Origin of the sequence: Roseobacter ponti (assembly GCF_012932215.1) — a bacterium.
GTDB lineage: Bacteria > Pseudomonadota > Alphaproteobacteria > Rhodobacterales > Rhodobacteraceae > Roseobacter > Roseobacter ponti.
The window spans coordinates 3,072,233-3,094,642 of the sequence record NZ_CP048788.1; the positions used below are offsets into that span (position 1 = coordinate 3,072,233).

The 22,410-nt window shown below is 59.9% G+C and carries 21 protein-coding genes and 1 tRNA gene; 5 read left to right on the forward strand and 17 right to left on the reverse strand.

The features are described from left to right. Positions 1-16: 16 nt before the first annotated feature. The gene (locus G3256_RS14640) at positions 17-1,003 is read right to left on the reverse strand and encodes a 2-hydroxyacid dehydrogenase (protein WP_169641534.1); all 987 of its coding nucleotides are present in this window, start codon (positions 1,001-1,003) and stop codon (positions 17-19) included. Positions 1,004-1,122: 119 nt separating this feature from the next. Between G3256_RS14640 and G3256_RS14645 the strand changes: the two genes are divergently transcribed. The 3 genes from G3256_RS14645 (at position 1,123) to G3256_RS14655 (ending at position 2,597) form a co-directional block, all read left to right on the forward strand. Beyond that, complete coding sequence (locus G3256_RS14645; RefSeq protein ID WP_169641535.1) at positions 1,123-1,626, forward strand: SH3 domain-containing protein; 504 nt, start codon at positions 1,123-1,125, stop codon at positions 1,624-1,626. Between the two features lie 246 nt (positions 1,627-1,872). Next, a tRNA-Gln gene (locus G3256_RS14650) sits at positions 1,873-1,947 on the forward strand. Positions 1,948-2,327: 380 nt separating this feature from the next. After that, complete coding sequence (locus G3256_RS14655) at positions 2,328-2,597, forward strand: hypothetical protein (RefSeq protein WP_169641536.1); 270 nt, start codon at positions 2,328-2,330, stop codon at positions 2,595-2,597. A 263-nt stretch (positions 2,598-2,860) separates the two neighbouring features. Here the strand turns inward: G3256_RS14655 and G3256_RS14660 are convergent, their stop codons facing one another. From G3256_RS14660 to G3256_RS19160, 8 genes are all read right to left on the reverse strand, one after another. Continuing rightward, positions 2,861-3,133, reverse strand: a complete 273-nt coding sequence (locus G3256_RS14660) for an enoyl-CoA hydratase/isomerase family protein (RefSeq protein ID WP_281359606.1) — start codon at positions 3,131-3,133, stop codon at positions 2,861-2,863. Positions 3,134-3,206: 73 nt separating this feature from the next. Next, complete coding sequence (locus tag G3256_RS19335) at positions 3,207-3,335, reverse strand: hypothetical protein (protein ID WP_281359589.1); 129 nt, start codon at positions 3,333-3,335, stop codon at positions 3,207-3,209. A gap of 152 nt (positions 3,336-3,487) precedes the next feature. Next, positions 3,488-4,783 (reverse strand): TRAP transporter large permease, encoded by a 1,296-nt coding sequence (locus G3256_RS14665; RefSeq protein WP_169641538.1) that lies wholly within the window; start codon positions 4,781-4,783, stop codon positions 3,488-3,490. After that, on the reverse strand, positions 4,780-5,343 hold the full coding sequence (locus tag G3256_RS14670) for a TRAP transporter small permease (protein WP_169641539.1): 564 nt from the start codon (positions 5,341-5,343) through the stop codon (positions 4,780-4,782). Before G3256_RS14670 ends, G3256_RS14665 begins: the two co-directional genes overlap by 4 nt. A gap of 91 nt (positions 5,344-5,434) precedes the next feature. Continuing rightward, positions 5,435-6,430: a TRAP transporter substrate-binding protein DctP gene (gene dctP, locus G3256_RS14675; protein WP_169641540.1), complete on the reverse strand. Its 996-nt coding sequence runs from the start codon at positions 6,428-6,430 to the stop codon at positions 5,435-5,437. Between the two features lie 77 nt (positions 6,431-6,507). Further along, positions 6,508-7,164, reverse strand: coding sequence for a GntR family transcriptional regulator (locus tag G3256_RS14680; protein WP_169641541.1), 657 nt, complete (start codon positions 7,162-7,164; stop codon positions 6,508-6,510). Then, the gene (locus G3256_RS14685) at positions 7,161-8,042 is read right to left on the reverse strand and encodes a dihydrodipicolinate synthase family protein (protein ID WP_169641542.1); all 882 of its coding nucleotides are present in this window, start codon (positions 8,040-8,042) and stop codon (positions 7,161-7,163) included. The genes G3256_RS14680 and G3256_RS14685 overlap by 4 nt, the downstream gene beginning before the upstream one ends. A gap of 85 nt (positions 8,043-8,127) precedes the next feature. Then, positions 8,128-8,379: a hypothetical protein gene (locus G3256_RS19160; protein ID WP_206040745.1), complete on the reverse strand. Its 252-nt coding sequence runs from the start codon at positions 8,377-8,379 to the stop codon at positions 8,128-8,130. A 569-nt stretch (positions 8,380-8,948) separates the two neighbouring features. Here G3256_RS19160 and G3256_RS14690 point away from each other — a divergent pair. Continuing rightward, complete coding sequence (locus G3256_RS14690) at positions 8,949-10,826, forward strand: adenylate/guanylate cyclase domain-containing protein (protein ID WP_169641543.1); 1,878 nt, start codon at positions 8,949-8,951, stop codon at positions 10,824-10,826. A gap of 472 nt (positions 10,827-11,298) precedes the next feature. On the opposite strand, the gene G3256_RS14695 is transcribed toward G3256_RS14690, so the two are convergent. The 3 genes from G3256_RS14695 to G3256_RS14705 form a co-directional block, all read right to left on the reverse strand. Further along, complete coding sequence (locus tag G3256_RS14695; RefSeq protein WP_169641544.1) at positions 11,299-11,517, reverse strand: DUF1127 domain-containing protein; 219 nt, start codon at positions 11,515-11,517, stop codon at positions 11,299-11,301. Positions 11,518-11,639: 122 nt separating this feature from the next. Then, positions 11,640-11,810, reverse strand: coding sequence for an RSP_7527 family protein (locus tag G3256_RS14700; RefSeq protein WP_169641545.1), 171 nt, complete (start codon positions 11,808-11,810; stop codon positions 11,640-11,642). Positions 11,811-12,397: 587 nt separating this feature from the next. Then, positions 12,398-13,381 (reverse strand): endonuclease/exonuclease/phosphatase family protein, encoded by a 984-nt coding sequence (locus G3256_RS14705; RefSeq protein WP_169641546.1) that lies wholly within the window; start codon positions 13,379-13,381, stop codon positions 12,398-12,400. Between the two features lie 528 nt (positions 13,382-13,909). Between G3256_RS14705 and G3256_RS14710 the strand changes: the two genes are divergently transcribed. Next, positions 13,910-16,924: an aminotransferase class III-fold pyridoxal phosphate-dependent enzyme gene (locus G3256_RS14710; protein WP_169642456.1), complete on the forward strand. Its 3,015-nt coding sequence runs from the start codon at positions 13,910-13,912 to the stop codon at positions 16,922-16,924. 8 nt (positions 16,925-16,932) lie between these two features. Here the strand turns inward: G3256_RS14710 and G3256_RS14715 are convergent, their stop codons facing one another. The 5 genes from G3256_RS14715 to G3256_RS14735 are packed head-to-tail and all read right to left on the reverse strand — an operon-like array spanning position 16,933 to position 22,393. Then, positions 16,933-17,703: an N-formylglutamate amidohydrolase gene (locus tag G3256_RS14715; protein ID WP_169641547.1), complete on the reverse strand. Its 771-nt coding sequence runs from the start codon at positions 17,701-17,703 to the stop codon at positions 16,933-16,935. A gap of 45 nt (positions 17,704-17,748) precedes the next feature. Beyond that, a complete protein-coding gene (locus G3256_RS14720; protein WP_206040746.1) occupies positions 17,749-18,636 on the reverse strand; it encodes a branched-chain amino acid ABC transporter permease in 888 nt (295 codons plus the stop codon). A gap of 3 nt (positions 18,637-18,639) precedes the next feature. After that, the gene (locus tag G3256_RS14725; protein ID WP_169641548.1) at positions 18,640-19,353 is read right to left on the reverse strand and encodes an ABC transporter ATP-binding protein; all 714 of its coding nucleotides are present in this window, start codon (positions 19,351-19,353) and stop codon (positions 18,640-18,642) included. A gap of 11 nt (positions 19,354-19,364) precedes the next feature. Continuing rightward, positions 19,365-20,516: an ABC transporter substrate-binding protein gene (locus G3256_RS14730; protein ID WP_169641549.1), complete on the reverse strand. Its 1,152-nt coding sequence runs from the start codon at positions 20,514-20,516 to the stop codon at positions 19,365-19,367. Beyond that, positions 20,513-22,393, reverse strand: a complete 1,881-nt coding sequence (locus tag G3256_RS14735; protein ID WP_169641550.1) for a branched-chain amino acid ABC transporter ATP-binding protein/permease — start codon at positions 22,391-22,393, stop codon at positions 20,513-20,515. The genes G3256_RS14730 and G3256_RS14735 overlap by 4 nt, the downstream gene beginning before the upstream one ends. Between the last annotated feature and the right edge of the window lie 17 nt (positions 22,394-22,410).

Consider the following 22,410-nt stretch of genomic DNA (forward strand, 5'->3'; position numbering starts at 1 on the left):
GGGTCAGAGGAGCGGATCACAGCATAGAAGGCACGACCTGATCCGGTGGCCGGTGTCCGTCGTCGAAGGTTTTGATATTGATGATAACTTTCTCGCCCATCTCGATCCGCCCCTCGCGGGTCGCAGAGCCCATGTGCGGCAGCAGCACGACATTGCCAAGCTCACGCAGGCGCGGATTGACCTTAGTGCCGTGCTCATAAACATCGAGGCCGGCGCCCGCGATCTCGCCTGAACGCAGCATGCGTGTGAGGGCGTTTTCGTCGATGACCTCGCCGCGAGAGGTGTTGACGATGACCGCTTCGGGTTTCATCAGTTTCAGCCGGCGCGCGTTCATCAGGTGAAAGGTTGAGGGCGTCGCGGGGCAGTTGACCGAGATGACATCCATGCGCGCCACCATCTGATCAAGGCTCTCCCAGTACGTCGCCTCCAGCGCTTTTTCCACCTCAGGCCGCAGGCGGCGGCGGTTGTGATAGTGCACCTGCATCCCGAAGGCCGCAGCCCTGCGCGCGACCGCCTGACCGATCCGCCCCATTCCCAGTATGCCCAGCCGGCGCCCTCCCACGCGCCCGCCGAGGTACGCCGTCGGCGCCCAGCCTTCCCAGGTATCGCCCTGCATCACCGCCAGCCCCTCGGGGATGCGGCGCAGAACGGCCAGCATCAGCGCCATGGTCATATCAGCCGTGTCATCGGTCAGCACACCCGGCGTATTCGACACAAGGATGCCACGCTGCCGGGCGGTTGAAACATCGATGTGATCCACCCCTGCGCCATAATTGGCGATCAGCTTCAGACGGTCGCCGGCCTGGCCGAGCAGGGCTGCGTCAATCGTATCGCTGACCGTTGGCACCAGAACGTCGGCAGACCGGATCGCCTCGCTCAGCTCATCCCGGCTCATGGGCGCATCGCTCTCCCGCAGCTTCGCATCAAAGAGCTCTGACAGGCGGGTTTCCACCGCTTCGGGCAATCGTCGCGTAACGACAACACTCAACCGCTGATCAGACATTTTGACACTCCCGGGACATGGCGCTTTTGTGCTTTGTATGACATGGTGGCCCAGGATGTGACGAGGCACAAGAACCCCGCGCCCCGGACAAGAGCAAAATGCACGATACAGGCAACTTCATGAAACAATTGCTTCGCCGCGGGTGTGCGGCCGTATTGCTGTGCGGGCTGTTTGCCGCCGCCTCGCCGGCGACACAGACCGGAAAAGTGACAAACCTGCCCCTGCCCCGTTTCGTGTCGATGAAGGCGTCAGAGGGCAATGTGCGGCGCGGACCGTCGCTCACGCACCGGATCGACTGGGTGTACAAACGCCGTGACATGCCACTGCGCATCACAGCAGAGCATGGCCACTGGCGCCGCGTCGAGGACCGGGACGGCGTCGGCGGCTGGGTGCACTATTCACTGCTGTCCGGCGTCAGAACGGTCATTGTCGAGCAGGATATGCTGACGCTGCATCAGCGGCCCGACCATCAGGCGCCGGTGGCAGCAGCGCTTGAGCTTGGTGTGATAGCACGCCTCGGTAAATGCGAACCCGGATGGTGCCAGCTGCGCTCGGGCGGCTATCGCGGCTGGGCACCCAAAGACAAACTCTGGGGCGTCGGCGCGGACGAGTTGCGCGACTGACTGAGGTTTTAAATTCTCTTCGCCTGCAGGTGGTAGTGCCTCCGGACTGGCGCGCATCCGGTGCAACCTGGCTGTTCTGGAGCCCTGGCCTTTGGCGCGCGCCTCTGATGCGCCGCTGTATCTGAATGCGCAGCGCGTGACCGTCCTCGCCCGGGCCCCGATCCGGCAACAGCATCAGTGGCGGCTGAATTAGTGGAAATCGGGTCTTGAACGTCGAGCCGCTTCGGCTTAATTACCGGCTCACGTTGGGATGTAGCCAAGTGGTAAGGCAACTGTTTTTGGTACAGTGTACCGTAGGTTCGAATCCTACCATCCCAGCCACCACCCTCTAAGTAATTGATGTAGTTTATAAAAGGGAATTTTCTGCGGGAAATTCCGGCCGTTTCAGAGGTGCCGCTTTACCCAGGACCGACCAGTCTACGATATTCTGCCCGTTCCCCTGAAAAGTCCGGAATCGCGAGTTTCGCGGTAGCAGGTCGGGCGATTGTGATGGTAACAGCATCGCTGTCCGGCCGACTACGATCGCAGGAAATGCCCTGTGTGGATAGCTCCTGCATAGCAAGGCATTTTTGATGTAATTTCGCGCTGGTCATTGAGGAGTGGTGGCCAAACCAGGCGACCGCAAGGCGGACGAAGCAGTCATTTGACTGTTTAAAACTCCCGCCTTAGCCTGCCGCAAGAAGTTGGTGCGGAGGCAGCTCATGTCTACTCAGGAAGTGCGTGATACAGCTCTGATCAACAAACTGGTTGAAAGGGATGGCACGCCAACCATCGCGGTCCTTGAGGACGGCGAAGAGTATGTCATTTTTAACATAGTATATGGGTATGATTTGGGAGACGAGTTCGCCCACATAACAACAAATTTTGACCCCCAAACGGCAGGCGCTTCTGTGGATTTCTTCTTCACAAATGAACTCACGGCACTCTTAGATGGTGAGAGCCGCGAACCGCTTTTCAGTTTCCCATTGTAGTCGCTTCGGGCTCGCACCGGACATTCGCTGTGATACGCTCAAACGACGGCTTTAGAAATTCGGACAGGATACACATAATGCTGCGTGGATCAGTCCGAGCAACACGTCCCTGTTTATCCAGGATAATTCGCTGATGCCGGAAGGGGATTCCCCTGTTAAATTGCTCAGGGGAATCGCACCAAGTCGCTGTTTTGTTTTGCAAAATATGAACACCAAAACCAGATACCGGCAAAATGTGCGGTCTTTCCCTGTATTTTCCCTGTTTACAGGGAAATTCCACCCCGGAGCGGACAACTCGAGACTGCCAGCCCACCGATGGTGAGCACCCGCAGGCCAGCCAGACGCCCGATCGGGACATGGCCGCCTCGCACCCGGTCGCGGCAGGTGTCAACCGGGCCACGACCGGCAAATGCAGCGATATCAGCACCGACCGAAAAAACACGTCCGGCGCCGGTCAGGATAACAGCGAAAATGGTGCGGTCCTTATCAACGAGGGACACGATATCGTACAGTTCCGAGATCATCGCCGTGTCGATGGCGTTCGGCTTGTCCGTTCAGTTCAGTGTTATGGTCATGACACCGTCCCGCGTCTGAATAGCGAGCCCTCGATCAGACACTGGCGTGCTCTTTGGTCACTGCGGCCAGCAGCACTGCACCGGTTTCCCAGGGTCGATACCCTGTCTCGATGCACTCATAGCCGTCCGGGTCCTGCCAGCACGGCCAGGTTTCGCCAGACATCTGCATCAATTTGCCGTCGTCGGAGAAACGGGGTCGTGTCCCTTCCCAGCATTTGGCAAAGCTGTCTTTTGCTTTGTCCGGTCGAACGCCGACATGTTGATGCAAAACCTGCAGAGAAGATCACCTGATGCCGGGATCAGACAACCGGGCATTTATCCCGCGTATCCAAATTGCCGTGGCAGCCATAGCACCAGCCCCGGCCACAGGACCAGTCCAAGAAGCGCGACAAGCAGCGCAATCAGGAACGGCCAGATTTCGCGGATGATTTCGGACAGCGGAATGCGTGTGACTGCATTCAACACAAACAATAAAATTCCGTAGGGTGGTGTGATCAGACCGATCATGCAATTCACCACGGCGACGACACCGAAATGGACAAGATCAATGCCCAGTTCGCGACAGGTCGGCAGGAAAAGCGGAATAATCACGAGAATAATGGTCGTGGCGTCCAGAACGCATCCCAGAAGCAGCAGCAAAAGGTTGACACCAAGCAGAAACATCAGCGGATGGATGTCCAGCCCGACAAGGCGTTCTGCGAGCAGGCTGGGAATGTTCTCGGATGCCACAACGTAATTCAGGATCAGGGCGCCGCCGATCACCAAACCAACAGCAGCCGAGGAGCGCGCGCTTTCCACCAGTATCCCGTAAAGCGCGCGAAAGCTCAGGGCGCGGTAGAAGAATGCAGCGAGCATGAGGGCGTAAAAGGCCGCTACGGCGGCCGCTTCGGTCGGCGTCGTCACGCCTCCGTAAATGCCGTAAAGCAGTATCGCGGGCATGAGGAGGGCGGGAAACGCATTCGCGGTACGGCGGGGCAGTTCTGACAAGGGAACCGGTTGTTCCAACGCGAAGCCGCGACGGTGTGACAGCACAGTGTTCATCGACATCAGGACTGCGCCCATCAGCAGGCCCGGGATAATGCCACCCAGAAAGAGGTAGCCAATGGATGTGTTGGAGACCAGTGCATAAAGCACCATCGGTATGGACGGGGGTATGATCGGGCCGATTGTGGCAGAGGCCGCGGTGATCGCGGCAGAATAGCCGCGCGTGTAATGGCCGCTTTTTGTCATCATCTCTATGATGATCTTGCCGATGCCCGCCGCATCAGCGACGGCAGAGCCGGACATGCCGGAAAAGATCAGCGAGGCCACAACGTTGACGTGCCCAAGGCCGCCGCGAAACCGTCCTACCAAGGCAACACAGAATGCCAGCAACCGGTCACTGATCGTGCCCGCGTTCATGATATTAGCGGCAACGATAAACAGCGGCACCGCAAGCAGGATGAAACTTTGATACAATCCATCCATCAGAACTTTGCCAAGGATGCCGATGCCCTGCCCTGCGGTGAACAGATAGGCGATCGAGGCCACGATGATCGCATAGGCGATCGGTGCGCCAATCCCGGCCAGAAAGAACAGAGTGGCGATGCAGACGATGAACTCGACACTCATCGCGGTGCGTCTTTCGCGGTGTCATGAGTGGGTTCTTCCACCCCGAAACGAACTGCGCGATACACTGCCCAAGCGTATCGAAGGCCAACGGCGATCAGGAAGAATATATAGATGGAATAGACGTCCCGCATCCGGATCCAATCGCCGAATATGGCCGAAAGGGTCGCTGTCTTTTTTAACCGCAGTATGTGGAATTTTTCCCATGTCGGCCCGATCGACAGAACGAGGCTAACGCAGATGGCTATCCCGGAAATGATAATGAACCAGCGGCGTACGGACGGGCGCACGGCGTGGTAGAGAATGTCGAATGTGACATGATCGCGATCTCTGACGACAAAGGCATTGCCCCAGAACACAAGCCACACCCACAGCAACAGACAAAGTTCCAGCGTCCATCCGTAAAGAGACGGGTCAAGGATCGGAAACTTTGCTGGCAGCCATTCCAGGCGTGCGGTGTACCGAACGACGATCTGCAACACGAATGTCACGAACATCGCTGCCATGATCGCGGCGGCGACACCCCGGGCAAAGTGACCAACGACCGCCTGTAATTTCCTCATTGATGCGTCCTGGTTCGGGTCATTCGGTGCTGATCCAAATCAAAGGAAGGGCGGGTTGACCCGCCCTTCCCCGCTCAGGTCCTGTACTGGCTCAGTTGCCGAGCGCGTTGATCTTTTCCAACGCACCCTCAGGCCAGCTTGCCGCAAGCTCCGAGCCTGCATACTGGCCCTGAACATGCTCGCGGAAGGCCTTCAGGTCGGGCTCGTAAATGTCCAGGCCCTGTTCTTGCAGAAACGAAACAAGGCTCGCTTCCTTGGCAAGCTGCGCCTGTCGACCGCTTTCCGCAGCAGCCTCGGCTGCGGCCTGAACTGTGGCTTGCTGGTCGGCACTCAGACCATCCCAAACGGCTTTTGAAAAGGCGACATAGTTCAGATCAACCAGGTGCGAAGTCAACGCGATCTGTTTTGTTACCTCGTAGAACTTGGCATCCACCACTGTCGGCAGCGGGTTGTCCTGCCCGTCAACGGAGCCGGTCTGAAGAGCCGTGTAGACCTCTGTAAAGGCCATCGGTGTCGGGTTCGCGCCAAGTGCCTTGCCAAGGAACTGCCAGGCGTCGGTTCCGGGCATCCGCAGGTTGACGCCTGCCAGATCGGCAGGTGCCATCACCGTCAGCTCTTCTTTGGACTGGCGCAGATTTACGTGGCGTTGGCCAAGATACATCACCGCAAGCAGTTTTACCCCAAGCTCGTCTTCAACCTTCTGCTTGAACGGGTCCATCACCGCGTCGTTGAAAACCGCGACCTGATGCGCCGCGTCCTGGTGCACGTAACCGGTCGCGAATATCGAAAACTCAGGGAAAAACTGCGCGAGCTCCTGTGCCGAGGTGATCGACATCTCAAGATCACCGGACGCAATCGCCTCCAGTTCAGAACCCTGTGCGATCAGCGAGCCGTTATAATGCGGCTCGTAGGTGGCAAATTCTGCCACAGCAGGCGCGAAAACCCCGGCCAGCGCAACCGAACGCTGATCGGTTTCCGAGGCCGGTGTCGACATACGCAACGTGGTCATGTCGGCCGCGAGGACCGGGGCTGCGATGACGGCAGCACTAATCGCCAACAGCATGCGGCGTGTGAATTTCGTGATCATGAAAGTTCCTCCGTTTTCAGACTGCGGTGTATGTCCGCATATGTATCCGCCGGAATGCGACCCGGCGGGATTGTGTGTCACATCCCCAGCGCCCGTTTCTTTGCGCTTTCGATATGTGCGTGAATTGCGCGAACCGCGCCAGTGCCATCGCGGTCTTTCAGCGCCGCAAGGATAGCCAGATGCTCGTCGAAAACCGGGACCAGTAATTCCGGCAGGATCCGGGTGTCAGTGTTGCGGATCAGCCGGATCTTGATGGCATTGACCCGATGAATATCGGAAATGATCGCATTTCCCATCGCATCGATGATCTGGTCGTGGAAGGCCCAGTCGATCTGCTGAGCGGTTTGCAGAATATCCGGCGAAACCGATGTGGCGGCGGTGTCGCGTATTTGCTGATGCTCCCGGGTCAGCCGGTCGATGACATCCAGCGGCGCGGTTCTGCAAAATTGCAGGATCGCCTCACCTTCGATGATGCTGCGCAGCTGAAAGGCGTTGCGTACAAGATCAAGGTCGATGGACAGGACCTGCAGACCCCGCTTCGGGACGGTCTTGATCAGCCCGTCTGCTTCCAGCCGGGGGATCATCTCGCGAATGGCGCCCAGGGGCATTCCGGTCAATTCGACCAGTTCACGCTGCGAGACGATCTGACCGGGCTGAATATCGCGCGCCAGAAGCATTTCGGTGAAATTGGAATAGGCATGGTCCCGAAGGCGCAAGGAAACCGGGACCGTCATGTCACGTCTGCCCTGATTGAAAATCGTGCCTCAATCACTGCCCGGGCGTCGGCGGTCAATGGTTGTAGTGGCGCGCGCAGATGGACCCAATCCGGGTTTCCGGTTCTGGCTGCCATCGCCTGCTTCAACGCCGGGATGACCGGTTGGGACACAATCAGATCAACTTCAGACGACAGATCGACGTCTTCTGCCTGGGATTCAAAAAGGGTTCGCATTCTTGCCGGATAAATGTTCGCCATTCCGCAGATGGACCCGGCGCCCCCCATCGCGGCGGCCTTGTGCAGCAGCCTTTCGTCGCCGACCAGAACCGGAACCTTGCCGCTTTCAAGCAGGGCGCGCGTGTTACCCCACTGTCCGGCACTGTCCTTGATCGCCAGCACGCGCTTTGGAAACGCATCGCAAAGACGCAGGGTCAGGTCCACAGACAGGGGCACCTGTGTAATTTGCGGGATGTGGTAAAGGATGAACTGTGCCGAGGTATCCGCCGCTTCGAAAAGCTGGGCGTGCCATTCAAACACCCCCTCGTCATGAACATTCTTGAAGTAAAACGGCGGCAACAACAGGAATCGCGTAATACCAAATTCACAGCCCTGCCAAACCTGCGCGACTACATCCGAAATTGCCGACGCGCAGAGGCCCAGCGTCATTGCGCCGGGCGCAACTCCGCTTTCGATCATGGCCGAAATGGCACTCTGCCGTTCGGTCAGGCCAATCGAGGCCCCCTCACCGGTGGTGCCAAACAGCGTGACGCCCTGGGTTCCGCTTTGAAGCATATGATTTGCATGGCTGCAAAGAAGGCGCAGGTTGATGTGCCCGTCCGGATGAAACGGGGTGAGCAGCGCCGTAGAGATGCCGAAATGCCCGATAGTAATCTCCATTCTGTTGCGAACCGGAACTGTCTGCGAATCATATTCATGGTACTGACTGCAGGCTGACTGTCAATGTAACATGTCAGAGGTTAGTTCAGACCTGACTGGCCAAAACCGCACTGATGGAACTAACGGAACCATCCAGCCCGTCTGTGTAATCAAAGCAGGTAAAAACTGGTCCTAAACGGAGATACTTCTGGCAGTATATCTCCGCGCGGATCTGCTCAAGCTCTTCAGGACCGAGCCTGTCAGGATCCGGTGGTTCGCCCTTGCACCGCTCGAAATTGACGCCTGGTTTGTAGTCAATGAATTCATTCTGAAGCGCGATTGCAGGAAAATTCAGCACCTCCCAGTCCCCGTCTGTTTGAGGCGACCGATGAGATCGTCTCCACGCAGATGCTGTCCGATGAGAATAATTGCGCCTGTTTTCGGATCGTTCAGCCGCCTGGCTATGGTTTCCTGACAGATCTGAAACCTGCTGTCACGGGCGGCCTGAGAGTGGGTGTCCTGCGCCGTCATCACGTCATCCGGAATGACAATCTCTCCCCCTTTTCCGGTGATCGTGCCGCCCGGGATGTAGCCAGCCGGAACCCGTGTTGTGTCGTATGAAACTCCGACCCGGCATTCTTATTGGGATCAAACTGCATTGTCGGGAAACAGGATCGGTAGAACGGCTCCTGCATAAGCTGACGGCACTTATTGCTGAATGGCGAGGCCAGATCCTTACTGCAGCTGACACACACACCACCCTTATCGCCTGAGATCACAACGCAGTAGCGACCTTAGCATCAGGAACATCAAGCCGAAGTGTAAGGCGCAGAACCTGTAGAGCCCGGATACAGTTTCAGGATTTTCCCAGCCGCTTGGATGCCTCAGGAACTGCGGTTAGTCTTTCTCAGGTACATGGGAGAAGTGATGCCCGAGTCGGTGGAAAAACGCCTGACCGCAATCCTGATGATGGATATCGTCGGGTACAGCCGCCAGATGGCGGCAAACGAGGCCAGAACCCTGGCCCACATTACCGCCGCGCGGGTCGATGTCTTTGAGGGTGCCATCACAGGCCATGGCGGACGTGTGGTCAAGCTCATGGGCGATGGAGCGTTGGTTGAGTTCCCGAGCGTCTCAGGGGCAGTGCTGGCGGCACGCGCGATCCAGCGCGGGCTTGCCGGGTTCAATGCCGCGCGCCCGGGAGATGAACCGCTGCAGGTGCGCATTGGTGTGAACCTGGGCGAAGTGATTGTGCAGGATGGCGACCTTTACGGCGACGGCGTGAACGTGGCGGCGCGACTGGAAGCGCTGGCAGAGCCAGGCACAATCCTTATTGCCGGGGCAGCACGGGCACAGTTGCGTGACCTTGAAGGCGTTGGTTTTGAAGACCTCGGACCGCAGCGCGTCAAGAATATCCCCGAGCCTGTGCATGTCTTCAGGGTTGCCGATGGCGGTGGTGCTGTGCCCCGCCCCCGCTCGGCATCGTCGTGGCGGTGGCGGGTGCCTGCCGTGCTTGTGGCAGTGGTCGTGCTGCTCGGCTCGGCGTGGTGGTTCGTACCGCAGGTACGAGATTTGCTCGCGCCTGCCGCGTCGCCTGTGCCGTCGCTCGCCTCCGAAAGCCGACCTTCTCTTGCCGTCATGCCCTTCGAGAACCTCTCGGGCGACCCCGCGCAAAGCTATTTCAGCGACGGCATGGCCGACAGCCTGATCTCGGACCTGAGCCAGGTGAGCGGTCTTCTGGTGATCGCACGCAATACGTCGTTCTCGTTTCGCGACCGCGGCGAGTCGATGGACGCGCGCTCGGTCGGGGCGGAACTTGGGGTGCGCTACGTCGTGGCAGGGTCCGTCCAGCGGTCAGGTAAGAACGTACGGATCAGCGCCAACCTCACCGACGCCAACACCGGCATCCAGCTTTGGGGTGCGCGACTGGACCGCGAGTTTGAGGACCTCTTCGCGCTGCAGGACGATGTGACCGCCCAGATCATCGACGCACTCCACGTCGAGTTGTCGCAGAAAGAACGGCGCCGGTTGTCGAAACGCTATACGGACAGTCTCGAAGCCTATGATCTTTACCTGCGCGCCTACGAGGAGATCTGGCGTTTCAACGAAGACGCGCGCAGAAATGCGCAGTCCTTTCTGCTGCGCGCCCTGCGCATCGATCCGGATTTCGCACTGGCAAAGGCTTTGCTCGCCACCACATACACGAACCGTGCAGGTGTCGCGCTTCTGGATAACGAGCAGGTGCTGGAGCAGGGCTACCGGATCGCTCTTGAGGCAGTTGAGATCGACCCGGACCTTCCGCAGGTTCATACCTCGCTGGGCCTCGTGCACATGTTTCGAAGGGAATACGACGACGCGGAAGTGGCATTCAAACGCGCCATCCGGATCGACCCGAATTACGCCGACGGTTACGGACTTCTGGGATGGAACAGCCACTATGCGGGAGACCCGCAGGCCGGCTGGGAAGCCTTCGAGTATGCCTTACGGCTAAACCCTCGCGCACCATTCCCGTATCTGAACGCCATGTCTGAAATCCAGTTCAGCCAGCAAAACTATGAGAAAAGTCTGGAACTGGGCCTTCAGGCGCTCGAACGAAACCCCGAAGCACTGCGACAACGCCTGTTTCTTGCCGCGACGTACATGGGACTGGAACGCGTTGAGGATGCACGCTGGGAAGTCGAGGAAGCGCTGCTGTTGCAGCCCGAATTGCGACTGCGCAACATCCGCTTCATCGCGCCCTATCGCAAGACGGAATCGCTGGACCATCTGACTGATCTTCTGCGCCGCGCCGGGTTGCCCGAGTAGGCGTTAAGCGGGCGTCCGCGTGTGATGAGACATAACGCATCTCCCGATAACTCAGAAGAGACCAGCCCCGCAGGTGGCCAGGTCAGGCGATGTCTTACCGCTCAGGGCAAGGAGCGGTTTTGTCACGGTAATCAGGCAGGGTGTAAGACCGGCACCGATCCGAATTCAGGCTGCAACGATTTGATGCCATTCTGCGGTGGTGTCAGACCAGTTCGAACTCGCCTCTGAAAGGACAATATGGCTGTCCTTATCATCATGGCACAGACGCCAGCGCCTGAGATTTGGCAGGACCAGTTTCCTGACCTCAACAAACCAGGCCTTCAGAGGATCCCTGCCACCGGAGAACGGCAGAGCCGGACGCCGTGCAGATGTGTGTCATAAGGACAGATCCGCACGGCGTAACGGGGTGCTGTACGCTGGCGAAAAACGCGGGCCAGCTTTGGCAATATTGTGTCGCACGACGACCCGAAGGTCATTTCATGTCTGCCGCTTCTGCGGCGATCCGCGGAATGTCGAACCGGTTCAGCCCGATGTCGGCAAGGTCACGCGAGGTCATCGCTGACAACTCGTTGAAAGTTTTGTTGTACGCGGCATTTCTGCGTCTGTTTTCCGCAAAGCGGGCTCTTACGCCCGCAAGAGCCGCGAAAGTGCCGTGCAGAAAATGCGGTCTGGTGTGTGTGATAGCTGTCATGTCATTTCTCTTTCGTTTCAGAGTGCGGCCGGCTGCCGCACTGTTCGGTTCAGATCAGAGGCCCCGGTGCCCGGACGCGGTTTGTCCCGGCACGGTGCCATCTGATTTCATAGTGTCTGGTGTCACGCTCTTGCGCCGGTCGGATTTTGACCGCGCGCGACTGCTCCGCTGATCCTTGCGATCAGCGCGTTGATCGATTGTGCGATATACTCGCTGCGCATCTGGTGCGCACGTGCAATGGCCCGGTCGATCTCAGCCTGAGTTGGCGAGGTGAAGGCAATTTGCGGTTTCATTTTAGTCTCCGTTAAGTGACGCGGCATCATCGCCGCACTGCACCACTTGTGAGCACGGGCGCCAAAGCGCAAACCATAGACGGTATGTGCTGGTCGCATACCTTCGCCGGCAGGCGCATCGCGCTCTTACTGCGCGTCTCTCTGCAAGTGTATGAGACCGCCGGAATACCTTTAGTTCATTGATAAGGTTATGCTTTCCCAAACGCATCGCCCGTGCCGCTCCGAAAGAGGTGGTCGCAAACGGACGCCTGGCGGCAGAAAGGGACCCGGTTGCCCACATGCCTCACGAAAATGTTCACAGCAGTTGCAGAGCGGTTCCCGTCGGTTCTGCACGCGACGATGCGTAAAACCGGAGGGGATTACCGGGTTTTAGCCTCTTCCCACGGACCTGTTTCGCAACCTGTGGAACGCCCAGCCCGGGAAGGCGCGGAGCCGCGTCGGGAGCATTCATTTTGCTCAACTGCTCATACAGGGGCTACTTATCGCGCTCTGCACCGGTATTGTTCAGGGCGCGCAGAACGACCCGGAAAGGCGGATCGGCTTTTCCTCCGCATCAATGTGGCAAACGGCCAAAGACAGCAATAATGTCATCCGCTTTTTCGCCGTCCGGCGTTCTGACTGACCGCAATCACAGCAAGCATCGGGAAGTGGTCAGATCCTATCCGGGGACCGCGCCGGAAGGAGACAAGATCAATCCCTTCGGTGAGGTAGAACTGATCAATCGGAAAGCGCAGAATTCTGTGATTTGCATCAAAGCTGGGGAGGATGCCCTGACCGATGCGCGGGTCAAGATACTGCCCGTGATGTTTGAACCGCATTGCAGACCAGGACCAGGCGACATCGTTAAAATCGCCCATAATTGCCACCGGCAGATCGGAATGCCGCGTCAGTGTGGCCGCGCGTTTTATCTGCTCGTCGCGCTCCTGCGTTGTGTTTCCGGGCACCGGTGGACGCGGATGCAGCCCGATGAAATGAAACCATCCTCCGCCAGGCGCCTGCAGATCAGCCAGCAGGGTCGGCGTGTTGTCATCCGACAGAAAGATCGTTTCAGCAGCGCCGGTTTTGAGACGCGTTGCGAATATCATACCGTAGTGGTTGTCCCTCACGTGGCGTACAACTGTCGGGTAGCGCGACAGCGTTGCACTGAGCGCTGTGTTCCATACCTCATTGGTTTCCATCAGCAACAGGACGTCAGGATCGCTGTGCGAAATGAGATCAGTCAGAGCCGCATGGTTGTCGTTCTCCATCAGCACGTTCGAGGCGAGCATTGTCAGCGTATCCCGCCCGTCTGCGTTACATACCGCGACGTCGGCCTGCGCGAGGGGCGTGAAAGGAAAGACTTTCCGGCCCTGATAGAGCGCCGTCAGAACCATGAGTGACATGAAGGCAAACCGCTGGTTTTCCGGTAAGGCCATACCAGCAAAGATCATAGCCACCGAGGCGAGGAGTATATGCAGGCGTGGAAACTCCCACATTCTGACCCACCAGCGCGAAGACGGGACGAGCGACAGAACTGTGACACAGACGATCGCCACGCCGACAAGCCACAGAGCAGTTATTAAAAATGTCATATCCACAAAGCCTATGCGCGCTGAGATAACCCTGCAACCGGGGAACAGTGCTGCTGAGATATTTCGGGATAGCTCAGCGAACTGAGGCGGCAGCCGGTATGGTTAAGGCGCCCGTACGGGTATATTTTCCGACCGGATTACCGCCGGTTTTCTGACCCATAAAGCCCGGGCCATGCGAAGCCCGTGCAGACAGCGCTCCGCATTCTGACAGCTTTTGCAGGGCCACCGGACCTGTCTTTCCGGTGCAGTGTTTCTCCCGCATCCGGCTGCGGCCTGACCGGTCAGGACCGGGCAACCCCGCCGCCGGCACTTAAGCCCTGCATACCCCGCCCGACCCCGGCATATCCCTGCGACCGGTACCGGTGCCGGAAAGTGGCGGCACCGCCTTGCTATCGCATCTCCCGCCGGTAGTGTGGCCAAAGGCGCATCTGAGCGATCAACAGAATAGTGTCGTGGCGCCGGCGAGAAAACTACGAAAATCAGCTCTGCTGACCTGAACCGGCGGCGAAGCCGGATCAGAGGAATGTGATGCTGACAGATTACTGGGCGGGCGCCCTTCACCACAGGTGGCAGATCACAGCACAGCTTGTCCGGCTGGACGGTGAATTTGATCTGAATTTCCTCGTGAACGGCGAAGATGGCAAAGACTACATACTGAAAGTGATGCGGCCGGGCTGCGAGACCCGGCTGGTCGACATGCAGGTCCGGGCGCTGGAGCACCTGAAACAGAAAGCTCCCGCCCTGCCCGTGCCGCGTGTGGTGCGGAGCGCGGCCGGCGATCCCTGGGTTACGATCAAGGGGGAAGACGGCGCACCAAGACTTGTCTGGGTTCTCGAAAAACTCCCGGGGCGCTGCTATGCGAGGGTTGCGCCTGAAAGCCCCGGGCTCATTGACGAGGCTGGCGGGGTTCTGGCAGGGTGCGCTGCGGCACTGGCGGATTTTGAGCACCCGGGCCTGAACCGCAGCTTCAAATGGAACCTGCCGGAAGCAGACCGGATCGCAGACGACCTGAACTGCGTTGAAGATCCGGCGCGCCGGGAGCTGATTGCAGGGATAGTCGCGGAGTTCAGAGAACTGAAGCCTGCGCTCAGGGCGCTGCCGCAGCAGGCTGTTCACAATGACGCCAATGATTACAATATCCTCGTGGACGGGGCGATGGGCGGCCCGTTGCGCATTTCGGGCCTCATTGATCTCGGGGACATGTGCCGCGCACCGCGCATCTGTGACCTCGCGATTGCCGCGGCCTATATGGTGCTGGAGAACGACCATGCGGAGCGTGCTCTGGCCCGCCTCGTGGCCGGATATCACGCGGTCTCGCCCCTGACAGCGGATGAGGTGGACATGCTCTGGCCACTGCTGCGCGCGCGTCTTGCGGTCAGCGTTGTGAATTCGACGATCATGGCAAAAGCCACACCGGATGATCCTTACATCACCATTTCACAGGCCCCGGCATGGCGGTTTCTGGAAAGTGTTGCGATTAATCCGGCTCTGCTCAGGGCGCGGCTGCGCGCGGCCTGCGGCCTGCCGGTCGCAGAGGGTGCGGACCGTGTGCTGGCGTGGCTCAATGAGGCGCGCGGCAGCTTCGCACCGATCATCAAAGAAGATCTGGCAAAAGCTCCGATGGGAAACCTCTCCGCCGACCGGTCGGCCCGGCCGCAGAACCCGTTTGAGATGACTGCTGCTGAAGCCGCAGAGCTGGGCGAGGAGGACGTGGCGGGTGAAGATCTCTGGCTGGGCTGTTACCGCGAGCCGCGGCTCATCTACACCGATCAGGCGTTTCGCACAGGCAGGTACAAGGCCGGCGACAGGCGTTCGGTGCATATGGCGGTGGATGTTTTCGCACCTGCGGACACGCCGGTCCACGCCCCGCTGAAAGGCGAAGTTGTGATTGCGGAAAACCGCGAGGGCGCGCTTGATTATGGCGGGATGATTATCCTGCGGCACGAAACGCCGCAGGGAGACGCGTTCTTTACGCTTTACGGCCACCTTGATCCCGGTTTTTTGCCATCGCTGAAGTCCGGTTCAGTCGTTGAGCAGGGAGAGGCATTCTGCACTCTCGGCGCGCAGGCGGTAAACGGTGGCTGGGCACCGCATCTGCACTTTCAGCTGCTGATGACGGCTGATGGCATGGCCCCCCTGTGGCCGGGGGTCGCAGACCCCGATGATCTGCAGATGTGGGAGCAGCTCTGTCCGAACCCGGCCTGCCTGCTGAACCTGCCGGACGAAAAAGTGACGCATGCTCCCCCCGACCATGCAGGTGTCAGAGACCGCCGTCGCGCGCATTTCGGTGGCAATCTTTCCCTCACCTACCGAGAGCCGCTGATGCTGATGCGCGGCTGGCGGCATCACCTTTTCGATGAATGGGGGCGGGTTTATCTCGACGCATACAATAACGTGCCGCATGTGGGCCACGCCCATCCGCGCATTCAGGCCGCGGCCGCCGATCAGCTCAGAAAAGTGAACACCAACACACGCTATCTGCACCCCCTGCAGACCGCCTTCGCCGAAAAGATCCTGTCGAAACTGCCCGACAGTCTGCAGGTCTGTTACTTCGTCAATTCCGGATCGGAGGCGAATGAACTGGCGCTGCGTCTTTCACGGGCCCATACCGGCGCGAAAGGCATGATCACGCCGGACCACGGCTATCATGGCAACACCACCGGGGCCGTGGATATCTCGGCCTATAAGTTCGCAAAGCCCGGAGGGACCGGCAAGCCGGACTGGGTGGAACTGGTGGAGGTCGCCGATGATTATCGCGGCTCCTTCCGACGCGACGATCCGGACCGCGCAGCGCATTTTGCAGATCTCGTGGATCCCGCGATTGAGGCCTTGCAGGCCCGGGGATTTCCTCTGGCCGGTTTCATTGCGGAAACTTTTCCGTCCGTCGGAGGACAGATCATCCCGCCGGAAGGGTATCTTGCAGCGGTCTATGCAAAGATCCGGGCCGCCGGTGGTGTCTGCATTGCCGATGAGGTGCAGACAGGTCTGGGCCGGCTCGGGGCGTTTTATTTCGGGTTTGAGCACCAGGGCGCGGTGCCCGATATGGTGGTGCTCGGCAAGCCCATCGGCAACGGCCATCCCATCGGGGTTGTCATCACCACCCGCGAAATCGCGCAGAGCTTTGATAACGGGATCGAATTCTTCTCGACGTTCGGCGGTTCCACCCTGTCCTGCCGGATCGGGAAAGAGGTGCTCGATATCGTCGATGACGAAGGCCTGCAGGAAAACGCCGAAGCGATGGGCACGCGGCTTATCACCGGGTTGGAAGGCCTCGCACGGCGTTACGACAGCGTTGGTGATGTGCGTGGCATGGGCCTGTTTCTGGGCGTTGAACTGGTCGACGCGCAGGGCGGCGAAAGCCCTGACATCTGCAGCTATGTGAAGAACCGGATGCGGGATCATCGCATCCTGATCGGCAGCGAGGGACCAAAGGACAATATTCTGAAAATCCGGCCGCCTCTGACGATCGAAACTGATGACATCGATATGATCGTCGAAACCCTCGATAAAGTACTGGCCGAGGTTGCGCTCTGGCAGAGCTGAGCGCCGGTTCAGACCCTGAGAACGTCGTCGATCGCACGGGCCAGCAGACCGGCCCAGTCCCCGACCGCTTCATCGCTGTGCAGCTGATCGTTACAGACTTCGATAAGGCAGTGAGCGATGCCGCGCGGCTCAGCGTGATGCGGGATAAACCAGTCGCCGTCTTCTTCAATCTGATAGGGTTCATTGACCGCAAGGCTGAGACCCGGACGCATGCGGCTCAGCGTGTCGAGAAAGACCTGCGCTGTGGCCAGGTCGTGACGGCAGAGAAACCCGGCATCCCATTCGCGCCTGTCGCCCCGGCGCATCTGGCGGGTGAAACTGTGTATCGAAAAGGCGGCACGGCGCGGCGCCTGCGCAAACCCTTCAACGATTGCCTCGTTCAGCGGGCCGAAAATCAGCATTTCACGCTCTCTGCGCGCCGCCTGGCTGAGATTGCTGTTGCCCGGAATGACGACATGGTCACTGATTTCCGGGACCGAGCCGGGCGTGCCCGCCGGACGGTTGCAGTCAATCACAAGGCGGCTGTAGCGTTGCAGGATCAGCGGCGCGGAAAGTTTCGCCGCAAGAGACCGCGCGAGGCGCTCCGCCCCGATGTCCCATCCGATGTGAAGATCAACGGCCCCCTTTGGCAGGCCCAGCCCCGCAAGCGCCGCCGGGATCGCCTGACCTGCGTGCTCACAGAGTAACAGGACCGGGGCCGTGCTCTCGCGGTTCACCCACTCGACCGGCGGCGGATCCCCCCCGGCCAGCAACGTTTTCCCGGAACTCAGGTCATCCATATGTCTGCCCCGCGCATGTCCTTGCAGCCCCTGCCCGCCAGGGGTTCACGACCGGTTGGCATTCTGGGCAGGCAGCAGCCCGTCGGGTCGCCAGAGAAGAGCAGCAATCACCAGCGCCAGCACGATCGCATCGCGGTATGGCGAGAGCCCGTCAGGCAGAAACGCCTGGGTCAGCACTTCCAGTATGCCGATCACAAAGCCGCCCAGCACAGCGCCACCGAGGCTGCCGAGGCCGCCCAGAACCGTGGCGATGAAGGCCTTGAGCACGGGGAAGAACCCCATCATCGGATCGACCGATCCGCGCTGCGCCGTCCAGATCACTGCAGCGATGCCCGCGAGCAGACCTGAGAGCGCAAAAGCCATCGCCACCACGCGGTTGGCCCGCACACCCAGCAGTTTCAGCATCTCCAGATCTTCGGCTGCGGCACGCATTGCCATACCGGTCGCAGTGCGGCGCAGGATCAGGGTCAGCCCGAGCAACGACACGAAGGCCACGATGATCGACACTGTTGGTACGACCCCGATCGTAGCCCCTCCGATCTCATAGGTGCCGGACCATGCTGCGGGAAAAGAAATGGGCACCGGGCGCGCGGATATTGTATTCTGAAACAGTACCTTGAGTATCTCAGACACGGCAAAACTGGTGATCAGCAGGGTAACCACATCAGCCCCGCGCATCGCCCGGAAGGCCGTGCGTTCAAGCGTCAGCGCCATCACCACTGCCGCGCCGATCCCGATGGCCAGTGCGGCCACCGGCGACATGCCAAACGCCAGCGACAGGAAAATCCCGTAGCCGCCGAAGGTCATGATATCGCCGTGAGCGAAATTGATCAGCCCCACGATGGAAAAAACGATCGCAAGGCCAAGGGCCAGCATCGCATAGACACCACCGAGGCTGATTGCATTGATTGATTGCTGGATGATCAGGTCCATGTGTCAGGCCGCCAGATAGGCTGCCTGGAGCAGCTTGTCATTTTTAAGGTCATCGGGCGCGCCGGCAGCGGCGACGGCTCCGTTTGCGAGAATGACCGCATGATCCGCCACATCGAGCGCCAGAGTAGCGTTCTGCTCAACCAGCAGAATTGAAATCCCCTCTTCGCGCAGTTCTTCAATGATGGCGAAAATCGCGTCCACCATCTGCGGGGCAAGCCCCAGCGAGGGCTCATCCATCAGCAAAAGCCGCGGCCCGCTCATCAGCGCCCGCGCGACGGCCAGCATCTGCTGCTCGCCGCCGGACAGAAGGCCCGCAAGTTGTCTGCGCCTTTCACCGAGGATCGGAAAACGCTGCATCATCGCGTTCTTCCGGTCGAGTGCTGTGGCCGTATCGGCCACAACCGAGCCCGCTAGTGTCAGATTGTCCTCGACCGAGAGCGCCGAGAAAACGCGTCTGCCTTCCGGAGAGATGGCTACGCCCGCGCGCACAATGGCGTCGGGCGCAGCCCCTGTCATGTCCTGGCCGAAAATGGAAACCGACCCGCCGGAGATGCGCAGCGCCCCGGCAATAGCCATCACCGTGGATGTCTTGCCGGCACCGTTGGCCCCAAGAAGCGCTGTGACGCCGCCCACGGCCGCCGTCAGGTCCACGCCGCGCGTGGCCTGAACCGGTCCGTACCGGACATCGAGCCCCTTTATGGTGAGTGCGGTTTCCATGCCTGCGTCCTTCAGGGCTTTGGCAGAGTTGCAGGATCGGCTTTGGTGCGTTTCACGAACTCCTTCTCACCATCGCCGGTGATCCGCGCCACCACCACATCGCGCAATGGCATCCGGTCCGTCCCCTTAAAGGTGAAATCGGACATAATGCCCTTGCCGTTCTCGATCTCTGCCATGGCTTCGGTCACGGCCCCAGGATCTGTAGAGCCGGCAGCCGCGACCGCCTGTTCGATCATGTTTACGATGTCACAGCCGTTGACGTAGTAGTTGTTGTCCGGCGTCGTGCCGGTCGCGGCTTTGAAATCATCGATGAACCTGGCGTAATCCGACCCTTCGTCAGGGAAGCCGCCAGAGGTGTGCACCACCCCGTCCACCACGTCTCCAAGGCCGCGGACCGTCGGCGTGTCGAGCACGTCGCCGCCCATGACCTGCGTGTCGAGCCCAGCACCGCGCAGCGCTTTGATAAAGGCCGGGAAATCCGGCTCCCAGGCCCATGTGACGATCACATCTGGCTGCGGTTCAGCGGCCTTGATGGTTGTCACGATGGCGGAAAAATCGGGCTGGTTCAGGGAATAGTTCGATGTGCCGACGATGTTGCCGCCGAGCGATTCAAAGACTTCGCCGAAGTACTCGGGCCCGCCGAGGGTATAGGCGCTGTCCGGGGATTTCACCAGATAGACGTTCTGCAGACCCTGATCGCGGGCATAAGCCGCCAGTACAGCACCCTGCTGATTATCCGCCGGATAGCTGCCGAAAACATGCGGGCCCACCTGGGTCAGCACGGGCGCTGTGCCCGCAAAAGTCATGGTCGGGATACCGTCGGCCATGGTGATCTGGGCCGCGGCGATCGTGGGGTCTGCATCTGCTGAGGAGACGATGAACTGTGCGCCGTCATCCAGCATTTCCTGCACTACCTTCACCCCTTCGGCGATGTCGGAACGGGTGTCTTTGACGATGGTTTTCACCATGTATTCGCCGTTCAGACCGCCGGCCGCGTTTCTCTGATCGACGCAGAACTGAAAGCCCGCATAGGCCGGTCCGTCATAGGGTGCCAGATAGCCCGATTGCGCCGACATCACGCCGATCACATAGTCTTCGGCCTGTGCCGCCCCGGTGAGCACCAGTGCGCTCGTTGTGGTCAAAAGCAGTTTCTTGAAAGTCATGGTCTTACTCCTTGTTGCGGGAAAGTTTCTTCTTTGGTTGTTCTGGTAATGGCCGCTGCTGTGCGACCTCGACCGATATAGGCCTCGATCACGGCCGGGTCGGCGCGCACCTCTTCGGGGGCGCCTTCTGCGATCAGGGTGCCACGGTGCATCACCACCGTCCAACCCGAGAGCCGGTTGACGAAGTGCAGGTCGTGATCAATGAGCAGTATACCGATGCCGCGTTCGTCGCGGATCTGCATCAGCCGGTCGGCCAGATCATCGGTCTCTGCAGGGTTCATGCCGGCCGCGGGCTCATCCAGCAGCAGGATGACCGGCTCCTGTGCAATAGCGCGGGCAATCTCGAGCCTTTTGCGCGCACCATAAGAAAGCGCATCAGCGCGCGTCGCAGCAAGGTCCCCCAGATCAAAAGCCCGCAGTTCGCGCAGTGCGACGGCGGCGGCCTGTGCGCCGCGGTGCCCGGCGGCCAGTGCAGAGACGAGCACGTTTTCATAGACCGTGAGACCCTGAAAAAGACGCAGGTTCTGGAAACTGCGGGAGATACCGGCGCGGGCCACGTTTTCGGCAGACACCGTGCTCAGATCCCTTCCCGACAGAAGAGTTTTACCGCTGTCGGCGTGATACTGGCGCGTGATGAGATTGACGAGCGTGGACTTTCCGGCGCCGTTCGGGCCGATCAGCCCGGTGACGCGCCCGGTGGGGGCGGCGAAGGTCATGTGATCCACGGCTCTGACGCCGGCAAAACTCTTGGAAAGCTGCTCTGCCTGCAGGATCTCTTCGGAAACGCGCGCCGGCGCAGGGGCCGGGCTGGTCTCCCGTGAGATCCGGTCAAAGATACGCGCACCGGCACCTGGCCCGAGCTCGAACCGACCCACCAGACCCGCAGGCCTCAGCCAGATCACCAGCAGGATCGCCAGCCCCAGCGACACTGTGGTGAGGCCGAAAACTTCCGGCAGGGCCACGCCAAAGACCTCAACGCCGCCCTCAAACTGTCGCACGCCGTCCTGCAGCAGCGTGATCCCGATCACCCCGGTGACGGCACCGCCGACGGATGCCATGCCTCCCACGATCATCATCGCCACATGAGCAAAGACCAGCGACAGATAAAATGAGGCCGGCGAAAACGCGCCAAGCATGTGCCCGTAAAGCGCGCCGGCAACGGTGCACATAGCCCCCGAAAGACACCAGCTGACAAAGCGCGTGCGCCGGGGGTTAATTCCGAGGGCCGCTGCGGCAGCATCATCATCGCGTGCGGCTCTGGCGAAAAGGCCCGCGGGGCTTTCGCGATAGGCGCGCGCGAGCAGGATAAAAACCACTGCCGCGCCAAAGGCCAGCGACAGATCAACAACACGCGGCACCCCGAAAAAAGTCTGACTGCCACGGGTGATCTCGCGGGCGCCGACAGCGACGCCATGAGTTATGATAAGCAGACCAAGCGAGGCAATCGCCGCCGATGCGCCCATGAGGCGCGCTATGGCGGTGCCGCTGATAGCGGCAAATACGAGGCCCGCGAGCGCCACGACAGGTAACGCCATCCAGAGCGACAGCTCGTGCCCGGCCAGAAACGCGGGCAGTTCCGGCAGGGACGTCCGTTGAATCCCAGCGGGCATGGTCAGGATGCCCGAGAGATAGGCACCGATCGCCATGAAAGCGCCATGGCCAAAAGATACGATCCCGGTGTTCCCGCAGAAGACGCCCAACGCGACAACTGCCGCAACATTGACGCACATCTGCACGGCGATGCGCTCCCCGGATCGTCCGAAGACCAGCGTCAGCACCGCCACGGCCACTGCCAGGACCACAAGGCAGACCAGCGTGCGCACCAGGTTTGCGGCCCGCAGCCGCGCGGGAAACGTCAGAAGGTTTGCGTCACCCATGTGCCGGACCCTGCTTT

Coding starts and splice junctions, on each gene's coding strand:
- G3256_RS14700 (WP_169641545.1), bottom strand. CDS start 11,810: ATGAAACCGCAAATTGCCTTCACCTCGCCAACTCAGGCTGAGATCGAC.
- G3256_RS14725 (WP_169641548.1), bottom strand. CDS start 19,353: ATGGAAACCGCACTCACCATAAAGGGGCTCGATGTCCGGTACGGACCG.
- G3256_RS14720 (WP_206040746.1), bottom strand. CDS start 18,636: ATGGACCTGATCATCCAGCAATCAATCAATGCAATCAGCCTCGGTGGT.
- G3256_RS19335 (WP_281359589.1), bottom strand. CDS start 3,335: ATGTCTGGCGAAACCTGGCCGTGCTGGCAGGACCCGGACGGCTATGAG.
- G3256_RS14670 (WP_169641539.1), bottom strand. CDS start 5,343: ATGAGGAAATTACAGGCGGTCGTTGGTCACTTTGCCCGGGGTGTCGCC.
- G3256_RS14665 (WP_169641538.1), bottom strand. CDS start 4,783: ATGAGTGTCGAGTTCATCGTCTGCATCGCCACTCTGTTCTTTCTGGCC.
- G3256_RS14705 (WP_169641546.1), bottom strand. CDS start 13,381: ATGACATTTTTAATAACTGCTCTGTGGCTTGTCGGCGTGGCGATCGTC.
- dctP (WP_169641540.1), bottom strand. CDS start 6,430: ATGATCACGAAATTCACACGCCGCATGCTGTTGGCGATTAGTGCTGCC.
- G3256_RS14715 (WP_169641547.1), bottom strand. CDS start 17,703: ATGGATGACCTGAGTTCCGGGAAAACGTTGCTGGCCGGGGGGGATCCG.
- G3256_RS14680 (WP_169641541.1), bottom strand. CDS start 7,164: ATGACGGTCCCGGTTTCCTTGCGCCTTCGGGACCATGCCTATTCCAAT.
- G3256_RS14640 (WP_169641534.1), bottom strand. CDS start 1,003: ATGTCTGATCAGCGGTTGAGTGTTGTCGTTACGCGACGATTGCCCGAA.
- G3256_RS14690 (WP_169641543.1), top strand. CDS start 8,949: ATGCCCGAGTCGGTGGAAAAACGCCTGACCGCAATCCTGATGATGGAT.
- G3256_RS14695 (WP_169641544.1), bottom strand. CDS start 11,517: ATGACAGCTATCACACACACCAGACCGCATTTTCTGCACGGCACTTTC.
- G3256_RS14735 (WP_169641550.1), bottom strand. CDS start 22,393: ATGGGTGACGCAAACCTTCTGACGTTTCCCGCGCGGCTGCGGGCCGCA.
- G3256_RS14655 (WP_169641536.1), top strand. CDS start 2,328: ATGTCTACTCAGGAAGTGCGTGATACAGCTCTGATCAACAAACTGGTT.
- G3256_RS14710 (WP_169642456.1), top strand. CDS start 13,910: ATGCTGACAGATTACTGGGCGGGCGCCCTTCACCACAGGTGGCAGATC.
- G3256_RS14645 (WP_169641535.1), top strand. CDS start 1,123: ATGAAACAATTGCTTCGCCGCGGGTGTGCGGCCGTATTGCTGTGCGGG.
- G3256_RS14685 (WP_169641542.1), bottom strand. CDS start 8,042: ATGGAGATTACTATCGGGCATTTCGGCATCTCTACGGCGCTGCTCACC.
- G3256_RS14730 (WP_169641549.1), bottom strand. CDS start 20,516: ATGACTTTCAAGAAACTGCTTTTGACCACAACGAGCGCACTGGTGCTC.